The following is a 14,136-nucleotide window of genomic DNA, read 5'->3' as shown; positions in this document are numbered from 1 at the left end:
GTTTATTGGGATAAACCCAATTCAGCTTGCCAAGCTTGATGATGATATTGATACAAGGTATGTGTGCCAAGTTCATTCACTTTAACGTTTTCGCTGCCTTGATAAAACTGAGCGGGAAAAACCAATGCGGCAAAAAAGACCTCTCGATTTAGCCAATCTAATTGAACCGGTAAAAACGGATCTCGTTGAGCGACTCTTTCACTTGGCGTAGCTCCCATTTTCGTGGCAATACTCCACCCCCATTGACCAAAGCTAGGCACATTCTGTTGGTATTGCTCAACATGGGCAAATCCCGCTGCCTGAATGGTTTTACCGATGGAGATAAAGGCTTGCTTGGCATGATACGGCGATGTGGATTGCACTACCATGGCCCCATCTCCGTATAAAAGCTGACTTAATCGGGCGTAGAAATATTTACTATAGAGCTTGTTTAAGTCGGGATGACTGGGATCAGGCAAGTCCACTATGATGGTATCAAATAGCTGGCCTTGGCCGAGGAAGGTGTCTAGTTCAACAAAGGCATCATTGTTAATAACATTCACCCGTTGATCGTTAAACGAATCTTGGGTTAATGTTCGCACCACTTCAGTTAAAGGCTCAGCAAGACGGGTTTCGGGTTGTCGAAATAACGCCACCAACTCATCATCCAAATCCACTAAGGTAACGTCTTCGACAGGCCACTTAAGCACTTCTCTTAACGCTAAACCATCACCACCACCAATAATCAGCACCTTATCATGGCGAGCCGATGCGGCCATGGCTGGATGCACTAACATTTGATGATAGATATGCTCATCGGCGCTAGAAAATTGCAAGCGACCATTAATATAAAAACTGTAAACCGAGGGCAGATTTCCTGACATATCACGACGGGTGAACACTAAATTCTGAAACCGCGTTTGCTGTTGATGTACAACCTTGTCGAGATACAATAAATCTTGCATCTGATTAGACCACTGTCCGCCAAAGACAAACACCAAATACACCATCATCGCCAAGCCAATATGGCTCACCACCAGCCATAGCTTAGCTTTAATTTGACGGCGAAAACGAACAAAGAAAATAACCCCAGCTATCAGGTTTAAACTGGCGGTTAACGCCGCAGCTTGATTGATCTCGATACGCAACATAAGCAGCACCCAGATCGCAGCGCCCACACCCGCACCAATATAATCTGCGCCATAGATGGTACCCACATTATTAGACAGATGCTTACCATAAACATCTTCACGAATTCGGGCAATAAGTGGAATTTCCATACCAATCAAAAAGCCAAGCACAAAGCCAAAAACATATGGCATAAACAAACTTAGCTTAACTAAACTGGCATAGACCCCACCAAGGGGAAGCATGTCTTGCGGAATACTAAAGGTGTCTGCAATCACTTGTGGCAAGTACTGGGTAAAGCCAATTAAGCTGGCTAAAACGACCGTGGCACTGCAACCAAGTAAAGCGACTGAGACCTCCAGCCAAGCAAACCCCAAATAGGGATCAGCAATCTTTTTGGCGGCAAAAGCGCCTAACCCCATGGCCACTATCATAATGCCTATCATGGCATAGATAACGGTTTCCATGCTACCAAGTACACGGGCACTGTAATGAGACAGCAGGTATTCGTAGATTAGACCACAAGCCGCAAGGACTGCCATGATAGAAATTAACAAGCAGTCATCGAGTAGCAACCTAGGGTTGCTACGCCAAGTTTTAAACATAACAGTTAAGCCATTAATGCACTAAGTACCAGCGCGATAGAGATATTGATAGCAAATTCAATCGCCGCTACACCAACATTATGCTGCTGCTCTATTTCAATCTCTCGAGGGATATTCATTAACACGATGCGTTTGGCTATCGTCGCCAACACCTTGAGCAATATCATCATCACCAAACTGATAGCCAACCAAGATAACAAGCCGGTAACCAAGTATTGAGGATCATAAATGATAAAGTGACTCGCCGCTGTTACGGCAATGGCGGTTCCAATCAAATGACCGCTGTAGCGCACGGCTAAGGCAACATTGCCTTGTACCAAGGCTTGCTGAAATCCTGCAACATTACTGCGGTTAAAGCGTCGTTCGCGGATCCATGATACTAGAACGAGAATAAACTGACTTATTAACCAGCCAACAAAAATGGCAATAAATGTGTCAAAATCAAACCCTTCAACCCAAATCAGCACGGCTCTTACAATAATAGCAGTGGCTATTGCACTCGCAGCATCGGTAATAGCAACGGCTTTATTGCGCTCCAAAATTAATTGTGACTTGTGGAACTGATTAAGTGAAAATTTATCATGCACCCAGCGTCCCGCTTTAATCAGTAATAAGCCAACCAGACCATAAGCAGACATGCCAATCACTTCATTTAAGTAGTTATTTGCACTTTCACCTGTAATGGCACCGGTCAATACAATACCCATTGCCAACACACTTCCGGCCATACTAATGCCATAGGCAAAGTTATCTCGCCGCGATAGCTCTTGTGTTGTGTTTACTTTGCCTGTGATCCCCATGACATAACGCATGGTGCTCAACAGCAAAATAGCAATAATTACATCAATCGCGAGATAAACAAGTAACTCGGGGTTAAATTCTAAAATAGGACTGATGGCGTTCATTAATTACCTTTCCTTATTTACCACGTCGTGGGCTGCGCGAACTGGTGTTGCGATTAGTTCTAAAACTACTATTGGTCGTATTAGAGCGGGTACTGGTTGATTTAGTTGCATAGCTCGAGCGACTTGCAAATTGAGAGCTTGCTTTGGCTTTTTGACTGGCACTGGATACCTGACTGCTACCTGTACGGCTTTTCGCATAGGGGCTATTAAATTTACTGTTGTTATTACCAAACTGCTTCTTGCTGCGAGTAACCTGTTGCTCTTGAGTTTTATACTGTTTCGGGCTGGTATAACGCGAGCGACCATAGTCATTGTAATAACTGTAATCACGGCTGCGCGACCAAGAATCATACATCACTGGCCGGGTTAAATTTGAGAACAGCGCATACATGCCATACCATTCCCAAAAAGACACACCGTTACTATTTTGTGACCATTGGCCGTAGTTTGGATTACCAATTAATTGGCTGCCATCACCAAAGTCTTCCGCTCCGTTGGCTTGCATACTTGCAGCTTTGCTAACGGCATTGACCCGGGCAAGCTTGCCTTCGGACATATCAGCTAACACATTAACCGGATCTGATAAGGCATCATTAAATAAATCGGGGTTAGCCGCTTCAACTATATTTTCTAGTTCAGCTAATTGTTCATCGCGCGAGACAAAACTATCGGGTGAATTTAGTGCGTCATTAAGACGCTTTTGTAAACCCTTATACATCGGGCCTTGGGTCGTCGCATCTTTAGCTAGCTCATCGATTAATGGCGCGTAGTCTGGCTTTTGCTGCTTTAACAGCAAGGCATATTGCTTTAGTAATGTGGCGTTACGAATTTGTCCAGCGTCTAATTCACTGGCTAATGTGTCCATGCGCAACTTAGCAACCCGACTGTTTGCGTCAATCGCTTCGGCTAATGGATCGCTGCAGCCTGATAGCAAAAATATCAAGCATAAAAACAAGAAACTGCCCACCTTAGGATGGCTCATTGAATACTCCCAGCATTGTGGCCAAAACCAAGTGCGGTTATCTGCATTTTTTTGCACCACTCGGTTTTACTAACAAGGTTAGATACCATACTTAACGACAGATAAAATTAACATAAAAATGAGTTACTTGTTCAAACATAATGCGATAAATACAAAAATTTTTAAACGTCCCACGAAGATAAAGCCAGCAAGGTGATGTTATGGCATTAATTAGTAGGAATATTACCTTGCTCCTTAGCGAGATATCTTGATCAGCTCAGCTGTCACATTTGCGCCTTGAAAACGGCAGCGTTCAGCCTCATATAGAAACAACACTCGCGGCAAGATGTATAAGGATATCCGCAATGCGACGTTTATACCCAATCTCTGAATATGACAATGCAGGTGACCTAAAGCCCCCCGTGTGGTTTTACCTCAGCTTGTTTTTTCTTGCTCGCACTTGGGTGGTTTGGATCATGTCTGCAACCATACGGCCTGACGGCAGCAAAATCATGGCGCTGTTTTACCCGTTAAAAACCCATTTTTTCCTTGGCTTAATCAGTGGCACACTAGCGGTGCTGCTATTTCTCATCGCTCACCGCAAACATAATAAATGGATTGCTCCCCTTTGGCATAAAGGCAAAGCCATCTTGTTCGCCTGTGCGAGTATCGATCTGGCATTTTTACTCAATGGCATCAGTCAGCATCATTATTCATTTTCATGGGCCAACGCCATCCAGCTCGTGATTGTTTGCTGGATCTTGATCTACACCCTGAAAAGTCAACGCCTCAGTGATGCCTTCAACAATTACCACATAGGCAAAAAAATACCTGCATAAAGCAGGTATTTTTAAATCACACTGGATTCATCGAGGACTAATGCAGTTTTAGTCTCGGTCTCAATACGCGATTGATGCGTCCTACCACTGTCATCAGCGCGGTTTTAAAATAACCGTGCAGCGCGATTTGGTGCATGCGATAAAGAGAAACATAAACTAAACGCGCCATACGGCCCTCTACCATCATAGAGCCACGCATTAAGTTCCCCATTAAACTACCAACCGTACTGAATTGGCTTAACGACACCAAAGAGCCATGATCTTTGTAAACATAGTCTTTTTCCGCTTTACCTTTCAGGCGAGCAAGAATGTTTTCATAAACACAGCTGGCCATTTGATGTGCTGACTGAGCACGAGGTGGCACTTGTTTGCCATCCGCTAAGGTGCAAGCAGCACAGTCACCAAGCGCATAGATGTGTTCATCACGAGAGGTTTGTAAATTAGGTTTTACTACCAATTGATTCGCGCGGTTTGTTTCAAGCCCAGCAATATCCTTCATAAAATCAGGAGCTTTAATGCCTGCAGCCCATACCATTAAGTCAGCCTCGATCAACTCACCCGATTTTGTCAGCAGCCCTTTTTCGGTCGCTTGAGTCACCATGGTCGCAGTACGTACATCAACGCCTAGCTGTGAAAGTTCATGATGCGCGGCGCTGGAAATGCGCACGGGTAAGGCAGGGAGTATTTTGTCGCCGGCTTCAACTAAGGTGACATGTAAGTCACTTGCCGACATATCATCAAAACCGTAGCTTTTAACTTGTTTGAGTGAATTGTATAACTCAGCAGATAATTCAACTCCCGTTGCGCCTGCACCAACAATCGCCACGCTAACCGCTGCGGTTTGTTTTTCACCCAACTGTAGAAATTTATTGAGCATTTTATGGTGGAATTTGTGGGCTTGCTCAGGACTGTCGAGGAAAATACAGTGCTCTTTAACGCCAGGCGTATTAAAGTCATTACTGACGCTTCCCAGCGCCATCACCAAGATATCATAATCAAGCTTACGCTCGCTTAATACTTCTTTGCCCTCTTCATCATACATGGCCGCTAACGTAATGCTTTTTTGCTCACGAGAGATGGCCGATAAGGCGCCGAGTTGGAAATAAAAGCCGTGATTTTTGGCATGAGCGCGATAGCTTAACGCATCAACCCCATCGTCCAAAGAGCCTGCTGCGACTTCGTGCAGCAAGGGCTTCCAAAGGTGAGTGCGATTTTTATCTACGAGGGTGATATGCGCTTTTTTACTACGGCCTAACTTACGACCTAACTTGGTGGCAAGCTCCAATCCGCCCGCACCACCACCAACAACAATGATCTTGGTCATGATAATACTCCAGTGAAATCAAAAACAGCAACAAGGGCTGCACTATTGAGTCCTAGTAGAGTAATCAGACTTAAGCGAGGCTTCCCTGAGCTTTAAATTTCTTTATTGTTTGTAAATGGTGGGAGATATCTCGGAACTTGTGTTTTTGTTGTTCATCCCACACGATTTCGTAATAATCTTTCAGTTCCGTTTCAGATTTACTATTATCCAACACTTCATCACCAGTTGAAAGGATACATAGGCATTTTCCTGAATTTTTATTACGAAAATCAGAAACACATTTACTGTCAATGTCCGTGTACTCTTCTGGCCACTCAATTTTTCCGACCATGTTGTCTTCTGGATGTAGGTTAGGATTAAACACGACTTGCCTAATACCACACAGAAAACCGATGCGCTCACTCCAATAACCGCCTAAGCCTACTCCACAAATAAGTGGCTCAGGATCATCGCAATTTTGAATATGCTTGTGCACTTCCTTTAATAGATGGCTCATGTCCATGCGCGGATGGATCGTACTGTAATGCACAAAACGTACATCATCGTCGATAAACTTCAATTGCATCACTTTTTCATGATTACCCGGGCTAGTTGCATCAAACCCGTGTAGATAGATAATCATAAACCTCTCCTATGCTGGCTTAATTTACTCATCTGTGTGAGCTTAGCCTTTATCTGTTTGAATACCTATCAATTTACCCCAATCAATACTGAGGTCAATTGCAATTTGTGGCTTTGCTGCACTAACTTCACATTAATCGCCATGGCTGTTCAAGAAACCATCAGACGGCTTCTTGTGTGAATTTCATTGCACCAAAAATAACAATGCCCGCTAAGCGGGCATCAAAAATAACATTACAGGCCGAATTTTTTACGCTGCTCTTGTTTACGGATCTCGGTTTCGTCAGCCCATTCGATAATACCGGTTTGAAGATCCATCAGGCGCATCGTGAATTTATAATACACATCTTTTTTCTTGCCATTATCTTTCACTATGCTCGACAAGTTACCATACAGCATATATTGCGCACCGATTTGCTTACCAAAAGAAATCGCGGTAGTCGGATCAACCATGCCTGCGTCATTTTGAAACTCCAGTTGCTGCCTAACCGCTTCAACACGCCCCATATCCACAAAGCGGAATTTGCCAGAACGAAGTAGATTAGTCGAAATGGTATCTGATATAGATTCTGTATCTATGTGCTCTGTGGTTTTATTCTTAATTCGCTCAACATATACAACAGGACGCTCATTGGCGGTTAAGGCCACAATAGCAGGGAACGTCAGCATGTCATCGGTCATCTCTTGAGCGATTTTTTGCAAATCCGTTGAGCCAAAGCCGATCTCAGTGGTTTCAACTTCAGTGGCATCACCGTAACTAATTTGGTTAGAACAACCTGACAAGGTCAATGCGGCCAAGCCTAAAGAAACCGCCATTAGTGTTTTTTTCATTTTGAAAAGCCTTATTTTTTCAATACTTCACGAATATACACATGCACATTTTGGGCAGCAGAGTTAGGCGCCACCCCCTGAATATGAGCAACTTGCCCACCGTGTAAAGTTAAAGGTAACCAAGGTTGGCCTTGTTGCTCAACCTCAAAGCCGTATTGGTCAAACCAATAAAACTTATATTGTAACGTCTGCTGGTAAGGATACAGGTTTGCAACTCGGGCTTGAACTACCAAAAAGTCATTACTGCGCTTTGTTCTAACATCACTTAACTCAAGTTTATCAGCAAGAGCGCGATTATCTATTTTCACCTTAGCCTGTAGGTTCATGTCATCGATGCCTATCCCCGTCGTGGGCATTTGCATACAAGCTGTTAATCCAGCAAAGAAAATCATTACTAGCACTAACTTCAACGTCGTCATTTACATCACTCCGTAGCTGTCATTATAACGAGAATACTTGAGTCGCAATCCCTTGTCCTTGCAGTGAAACCCAAACTAGGTTGATTTTACCTTTTGTTACCAACAAATTGATAGTTTTATAGTTTATGCCTTGTTGAATATTAAACTGCACTGACTCCGAATCCACTGCCAGCTCAGCGACCCCAATCGAGTTGGGCAACAAACTCCAGCTGCGAGTATCAGCTGTTTCTGTGGCAATATTGTAGAGATTGGCCAAAACATTACCCCAATCACCTCCCTCCTTTGCCATTTGTTGACGCATCATTTCTTTGCTGAATGTACGAATTGCCTGGCGTACTAAAATCGCCGGCAAGTCTTGTTGCAATTGTTTAGCGGCAAGGGGAAAAACGTGAGCAATCAGTGATGGTTGAACGGGCGCACCGTTATAACTGATTAGCCCACTGGTTTCGACATAGTCATTAGGATAGACGGGTAACGCCACATTAAAAACGCCATAATAGCCATCACTTGAACGGATTGGCACGGGCAAATGCATCTGCTGTTTGGCAGGGACTAAGCCTTGCTCGACTAATAATATAACCCGAGTATCGCTTATTGCAGGTGCTTGAGTGATGGTCGTTGAAAATGCTGCCTTGAAAATAGCGAGGTCATCTTGCATATCAAGCTGCTGCGCAAGTTGCCACACTCGCTGTTGTATAAATGGGTTATGCGGGGTGAGCTGCAATGCTCTTTTATAATCAATGTAGGCAGAGTTATACTCACCTGCCCCCTCGTAAGCCAAAGCAGAAAGAACAAAGGTATAGCCATTTTGATACCCCTGTTGCACCTCACCGACTAACCCTGACATATCTGGATAACCATTAAGGGCAGCATCCATATCGGCTGCAATGCCTTGTTCATTGGCATCTTCCAGCACGGCGCGTAATTCGTCGCTATGTTCATCAAGGGCTTTTTGCTGAGCTAAGTTGGCTCTGCGCACCTCAACCAGCGCACTTTCATATTGACCCAAGGCAAGGTAATTTAAAATTAAATAATGATGGAGAAAAACGCGCTCATACAAGGGCAATTCATAGCGCAGTAAATTATCATTGGTAATGGCGGTGCCAAGCTGGTTCAACCCTTGTGATAGGCGGTATTCGGCGGCTTTATCATCGGTTTTAATGACTTCATCAGCGGCTTTAAAGCTGGCTAAACTTTGCCGATAATCACCCGCAAGAAAAAAAGCGCGCCCTTGCTCTAACTGCGACAACACGTAATTATGTTGGTTGGGCTCTTCCACTTCTATCAAAGCTGCAGCTTGGCTAAATTGGCCTTGCGCAACTAAGGTTCGTGCGGGCTGCATCTGTTCGTTGTAAGGAATAAACAAATTGCGCAGACTAGTGGAACTACAGCCCGCTAGTCCCCCCGCAACAACGAGGGTAAAAACAAGACGAAACAATCGCATAGTTTATTTCTTTGACACCAGAGGCCCAACCGGCTCACCACCTAACAGGTGCAAATGAATATGATAAACCTCCTGGCCACCGTGCTCATTGCAATTCATGATCAAACGATAGCCAGATTCATCAATGCCTTGCTCTTTGGCTAATCGTTTAGCCACAGTGTACATCCGCCCTATGACTTGCTCGTGCTCGGGTTCAATATCATTGGCAGTTGGAATTAATTGATTTGGCACAATTAGAATATGTACTTTCGCCTTAGGGGCGATATCGTTAAAAGCAGTGACTAAATCATCTTGGTAAAGCAGTGGGGTGGGTATTTCTTGACGAATAATCTTACTGAAAATCGTTTCTTCAGCCATGATGCGCTCCTGATAATTGATAAACCAATGTGATTAAGCGCATATAATGACAGAAGCAAAATCGAAACGCATCATTTTATAAGTCCGTGTTATGCAAGACATAGCGCGATTTATTTAGAGCATTTTGACCTTAATGCCTAAACCTTGAGGTGTTAACTATTAGTTCTAGTGATAATTTCAACTTTAAACCTATTGGCGTACATGACTGTTTCTGGCAAAAAAACGCAACAAAGGGTGAGCCAGGCCAAATTTATCAAAAAATCCAGCTAAACTAATGTTTAGGTTAAAGATAAATCACAATTAAACGATAACATTATATGTACGCTACTGATTAAGCTCAAAGACTTAACATTCGACAGTGCCAAGCTTGCAGCTTACCCTACTGACGAATTCACTCTTTGTGCGGTTCAGAAAAATAATGGCGCGAGCCACTCATTCTAAGATGCAAAGCACGAGTAATTTATGAAGAACTTTTGGAACAATCTCTCTATCATACGCAAAGTGAGTTTGGGCTTTGTTTTATTAGTGATCATGCTACTTTTCACTAATTTCATGTCCTTACAAACGGGTAATAAACTTGAAAGTTCAATGTCTGATGTTACCGAAAAAGCGACTCCGCTGGTTTTACAAACCAGTAAAGCGGCTGTGGCGCTGTTGCAAGTAGATAATGACCTCAAATATTTCTTACTCAATGACAAGCCTGAAGAACTAGACGCCTTATTAACACAGTTCCAACAAGGCCAACAAAATTTCCAAGCAGAGCTCAATGAGCTTTCACAAATGGCACAAGGGCAAACCAGCCTATCAAGCCAAATTGCTAGTATTTCTGAACAAGAACAACTCTACTTTGCCACCGCAAATGAAGTGATGCCGAAATGGATTGACTTTGTTAATCAGCGCGCGAAATTTAACCTGCAAAAAAGTCAGTTTGCAGTGATGACACCCAACCTAAAACAAAAAATTGTTAGCTTATCTAAAGATGATCCCAGTGCCGCGTTCACCGCTGACACCCTAGTATCCAAAATTTCAATTCTTGAATTAAGCACCAATGATGCATTAAACCAAGAAGATCCGGGCAAAGTTAAGTCTACCCTGAGACGTAATAAGTTACAGATCCGCTCAATTGAAAACGCAGCTAAAACCCTAGCCAGCAATAATCCGGACTTTAACTCGCAAGCGGGTGAATTAGTCGTGCAGCTGGTTAAAGACACCACCGACCCTAAAAGTGGTTTGTTAGCCGATTACCAACAATTAATGGTGACGCAAGCAAGTATCATTTCGCAAGTTCAACAAAGTAAAGAGCAAGTTGATCAGGCCATCAACATGCTGATTGAAATTAACAGTAGCGCCGAAGGGATTGTTAGTCGCGCGGTACAAAACACCAAAAATGCCCTGACGACTAGTCGCAGTAACCTTATCATCGTTGCAGTGATTTCATTATTGGTGGCCTTTATCGTGGCCTTTAGTGTTGCGGTCAGTATTCGTAAGCCATTGCAATCTATCTTAAAAGTGTTAACCGCCGTTACCGATGGCGACATGACACAGCAAGTTGCTTACAGCAGTAAAAATGAATTTGGTCAACTCGCGGAACAAGTAAACATCTTAGTCAAACAAATGCGCAGCATTTTGTCAGAGCTGGCTGAGGCCTCACATAAGCTGACAAATTTGGCCAAGCTCAATCAGTCCACTATGGATAAATCCAAGCATGAGCTAGATAACCAGCGCCACGAAACAGCCAGTGTTGCAGCCGCCATGACAGAAATGGAGCAATCGGTTCGAGAGGTTGCCAATGCTGCTCATTCGACTCTTGAACAGGTTAATCAAGTAGAGCAAGCGTCAAACACAGGTCGTGAAGTCATGGCTCACAACATTTCAACCACGCATCAATTATCGAGCAAAATTCAAGATTCGAGTACCGTCATTGCTGAGGTAGGAAATTTAAGTAATAACATCGGTGGCATTTTGGATGTTATCCGCGGTATTGCAGCGCAAACTAATCTGTTGGCATTAAACGCAGCCATTGAAGCAGCTCGCGCAGGTGAGCAAGGACGAGGCTTTGCGGTCGTTGCTGATGAAGTACGCGATCTTGCCCAAAAAACCACTAACTCGACAACTGAAATTCAAAGCATGATAGAAAACCTTCAAGCCAGTGCTGCCAAAGCCGTTGAGGTTATGTCTGAATGCTCAACAGAAATGGAAGCAAGCATAGCGCAAAGCTCCGACGCCAATGGTGCAATGGAAGAAATCCAAGGCATTATTACATTGATTTCAGACATGAGCAGCCAAATCGCAGCCGCAGCTGAAGAGCAACAAGCCACCAGTGCAGAAATTGCCAATAACCTAAATCGTATTTCTGACATCTCGGATGTCAATTACCAAGGCATTGAAGAGCTGGCTAGCACGGGTCATGTGCTTGAAGAGTTGGCCAATAACCAAGACAAATTGGTTACTCGATTTAAACTCTAATCACCGTCTCGACCACTGGACAACAAAAAACCGAGCTTTGGCTCGGTTTTTTTATGGTCATCAATGATTTAGTAACTCAAGTATCAGGCTAACTCAACAATAGCGCCTTTGCCTATGCCCTCGTAACCCATCACCTTAACCTTGTTATTAGGATATTGCTGTTTTATCTGCTGGCACAAATACTGGGTTAAACTTTCAATGGTGGTATCGAGCGGAACAATGTCACAAAGCTGAGTAGGCATGATCAGTTCAAATAAGCCCTGCGACGAAGTGTACTGATAACCAACATAGTCATCAGCATTGGCATCTGCTGGCAATACAATAGATAACTGCGCTAGGCTCACCACATCTTCTTGGCTACCTAAATATATATCCCGCCACTGCTCACACCAATTGGCCACTAAGGCTTCATTCCACACATCATCGATAAAGATATCTAAGCGAGAGCGGTGACCATGAGCAATACGCTGACAATTGCCATCATGTTTTTTCAAGCCATGACTGTAATGATAAAACGGCGTTAAGATTGTTTCATGGCTTAAGGTGATTTTCAGGCCCGTAATATTCTCTGGTAAACGAGACAAAATCACCTGCTCTAGGTACTCGGTTAATGCAACCAAATTCACATCAGCCGCGGGAAGTAAACAATAAGCCTCGGCGGGGCCATTTAAGACAATGGCCTCTCCCGAATTAAGTGGGAAGGTGATAGTTTGTTGCTCGCTACCCTCACAGGCAAAGCCAACAACGTCAGTAGGCACAATCAATTTGTGATCGACGACTTCGTCGATGATGCCTTTAATTTGTTTTTTCACTAAGGAGAAATCGAGCAACATATTCTGATCATTTAACTGACCATCAAGCTCAACGTCCACTTGGTAACTTTCCCCCACCATACCTCGTTTAGTATCAAGGTAAGAGGAGTCAATAACCGTCAGTGATTTAACAAATAGTTTCATAGTGGCGCCCAATCAAAAATCAAGGCGCTATTATAGCGACTTCACCGCCAGCAACAAGGGACAAAAAGTAAGGTTTAAGCCCGCCACAAAAGCCCTATTAAATCGCTTTGACCTTGAGCGGCATAAAGGCCAGCCGACCTTAGTCAATCAAGGTCTTATCCCAGCCATTAATATATCAAGCTGGCCGAAGTGCGAGGGAAAGCAATATCTTGATTGTTAAATAAATAACAATGCTCACTAGGAAAATGTAGCCCTACATCACTGACCTTAGGCAAGGAGCTCGTCATCGGTAAACGCATCACTATTTTCTGATTTTTCCTCATTAAGTGGACATAACAATCACAGCCAAAATTATCTATCCCAACCACTTGCGCAGTTAAATGTGCGGGTTTATTTGCATCGGCTAACTGCATATGCTCGGCTCGGATCCCTAAGGTCACAAAGCCCCCTACTTCGCCTTGGCGAGTATCCACTTGCGCTCTAACTATGCCTCCGGTACTGAGCTCTATGGTGCTCAAATTGTGGCTTAAATCTAGCAAAGTCCCTTTCAAAAGACACATTTGCGGCTCGCCTATTATTCTCGCAACGTGGCTGTTGCGCGGATTATGATACAGCTCTAAAGGAGGGCCGACTTGCTCTAAATTAGTTTGCGCATCGGGTCTTAAATGGCTTAACACCGCCATTTTATCGGCAATAGCCATCGCGTCTTGATATTGATGCGTAACCATCACAAACGTGGTGCCTAATTGACGTTGGATCCGGTTTAATTCTAACCTCAGCTGGCTGCGCGCATCACCGGATAATCCCGCGAATGGCTCATCAAACAACACCAATTCAGATTGGGGGGCAATGGCTTTAGCAATGGCGCAACGCTTTTGTGCTTCCTTAGACAACTGCCCAGGCAAACGTGTGAGCCACGCGTCAATATCAAATAACTGGCTGACCCATTTCAACCGTAACCTTTGCTCACTCCTACTTAAGCCTTTGTTTTTCAGACCGAACAGGATATTTTCAGCCACGTTCATATGGGGTAATAATGCTTGTCTTTGAAACACCATCTCTAGGCTTCGTTTCGTGGCAGGAAGCCCATTGAGTAGTTTTTGATTAAACGAAACCTCGCCAAGCGTGACCGATTCTAAGCCAGCAATGATGCGCAATAAGGTAGACTTGCCCGAGCCAGAAGGCCCAACGATACCCAGACATTCGCCCTGATTAACATATAAGTTAACATCCAATAAGGTATCTGGTCGCTGTTTGCTCAGATAAGATTTACTGACATGACTTAAAATTAATTGCGACAT

Annotated in this window: 13 protein-coding genes; 2 read left to right on the top strand and 11 right to left on the bottom strand. The window is 43.8% G+C overall.

The genetic code is table 11. The features are described 5' to 3' along the window. Positions 1 to 2: 2 nt before the first annotated feature. The 3 genes from ACK8OT_RS15220 to ACK8OT_RS15210 are packed head-to-tail and all read right to left on the bottom strand — an operon-like array spanning position 3 to position 3,599. On the bottom strand, positions 3 to 1,712 hold the full coding sequence (locus tag ACK8OT_RS15220; RefSeq protein ID WP_410197372.1) for a polyamine aminopropyltransferase: 1,710 nt from the start codon (positions 1,710 to 1,712) through the stop codon (positions 3 to 5). Between the two features lie 5 nt (positions 1,713 to 1,717). Continuing rightward, positions 1,718 to 2,617 carry a DUF350 domain-containing protein gene (locus ACK8OT_RS15215; protein ID WP_410197371.1) on the bottom strand — a complete coding sequence of 300 codons (900 nt, stop codon included), beginning with the start codon at positions 2,615 to 2,617 and terminating at the stop codon, positions 1,718 to 1,720. A gap of 13 nt (positions 2,618 to 2,630) precedes the next feature. Continuing rightward, positions 2,631 to 3,599, bottom strand: coding sequence for a hypothetical protein (locus ACK8OT_RS15210; protein WP_410197370.1), 969 nt, complete (start codon positions 3,597 to 3,599; stop codon positions 2,631 to 2,633). A 344-nt stretch (positions 3,600 to 3,943) separates the two neighbouring features. Between ACK8OT_RS15210 and ACK8OT_RS15205 the strand changes: the two genes are divergently transcribed. Then, positions 3,944 to 4,417, top strand: coding sequence for a DUF2919 domain-containing protein (locus tag ACK8OT_RS15205; RefSeq protein ID WP_410197369.1), 474 nt, complete (start codon positions 3,944 to 3,946; stop codon positions 4,415 to 4,417). Between the two features lie 37 nt (positions 4,418 to 4,454). Here the strand turns inward: ACK8OT_RS15205 and ACK8OT_RS15200 are convergent, their stop codons facing one another. The 6 genes from ACK8OT_RS15200 to ACK8OT_RS15175 form a co-directional block, all read right to left on the bottom strand. Next, positions 4,455 to 5,741, bottom strand: coding sequence for an NAD(P)/FAD-dependent oxidoreductase (locus ACK8OT_RS15200; RefSeq protein ID WP_410197368.1), 1,287 nt, complete (start codon positions 5,739 to 5,741; stop codon positions 4,455 to 4,457). A 70-nt stretch (positions 5,742 to 5,811) separates the two neighbouring features. Beyond that, on the bottom strand, positions 5,812 to 6,363 hold the full coding sequence (gene ycfP, locus ACK8OT_RS15195; protein ID WP_410197367.1) for an alpha/beta hydrolase YcfP: 552 nt from the start codon (positions 6,361 to 6,363) through the stop codon (positions 5,812 to 5,814). A gap of 233 nt (positions 6,364 to 6,596) precedes the next feature. Then, positions 6,597 to 7,193, bottom strand: coding sequence for a penicillin-binding protein activator LpoB (gene lpoB / locus ACK8OT_RS15190; RefSeq protein ID WP_410197366.1), 597 nt, complete (start codon positions 7,191 to 7,193; stop codon positions 6,597 to 6,599). 11 nt (positions 7,194 to 7,204) lie between these two features. Next, positions 7,205 to 7,612: a YcfL family putative periplasmic lipoprotein gene (locus ACK8OT_RS15185; protein ID WP_410197365.1), complete on the bottom strand. Its 408-nt coding sequence runs from the start codon at positions 7,610 to 7,612 to the stop codon at positions 7,205 to 7,207. Between the two features lie 22 nt (positions 7,613 to 7,634). Continuing rightward, the gene (locus ACK8OT_RS15180) at positions 7,635 to 9,056 is read right to left on the bottom strand and encodes a COG3014 family protein (protein ID WP_410197364.1); all 1,422 of its coding nucleotides are present in this window, start codon (positions 9,054 to 9,056) and stop codon (positions 7,635 to 7,637) included. A gap of 3 nt (positions 9,057 to 9,059) precedes the next feature. Continuing rightward, positions 9,060 to 9,413 carry an HIT domain-containing protein gene (locus tag ACK8OT_RS15175; protein ID WP_410197363.1) on the bottom strand — a complete coding sequence of 118 codons (354 nt, stop codon included), beginning with the start codon at positions 9,411 to 9,413 and terminating at the stop codon, positions 9,060 to 9,062. A gap of 462 nt (positions 9,414 to 9,875) precedes the next feature. On the opposite strand from ACK8OT_RS15175, the gene ACK8OT_RS15170 reads away from it, so the two are divergent. Beyond that, entirely contained in the window at positions 9,876 to 11,879 is a 2,004-nt protein-coding gene (locus ACK8OT_RS15170; RefSeq protein ID WP_410197362.1) for a methyl-accepting chemotaxis protein, read from the top strand. Between the two features lie 83 nt (positions 11,880 to 11,962). Here ACK8OT_RS15170 and ACK8OT_RS15165 read toward each other — a convergent pair whose 3' ends face one another. Both ACK8OT_RS15165 and ACK8OT_RS15160 read right to left on the bottom strand, forming a co-directional pair. Further along, a complete protein-coding gene (locus tag ACK8OT_RS15165; protein ID WP_410197361.1) occupies positions 11,963 to 12,835 on the bottom strand; it encodes a 6-carboxytetrahydropterin synthase in 873 nt (290 codons plus the stop codon). 167 nt (positions 12,836 to 13,002) lie between these two features. Further along, entirely contained in the window at positions 13,003 to 14,136 is a 1,134-nt protein-coding gene (locus ACK8OT_RS15160) for an ABC transporter ATP-binding protein (protein ID WP_410197360.1), read from the bottom strand.

The organism is Motilimonas thetidivivens (assembly GCF_046452435.1).
GTDB lineage: Bacteria > Pseudomonadota > Gammaproteobacteria > Enterobacterales > CBDFNC01 > Motilimonas.
Note: the sequence above shows the minus strand (reverse complement) of the source record. Positions and strands in the feature narration are given on the sequence as shown.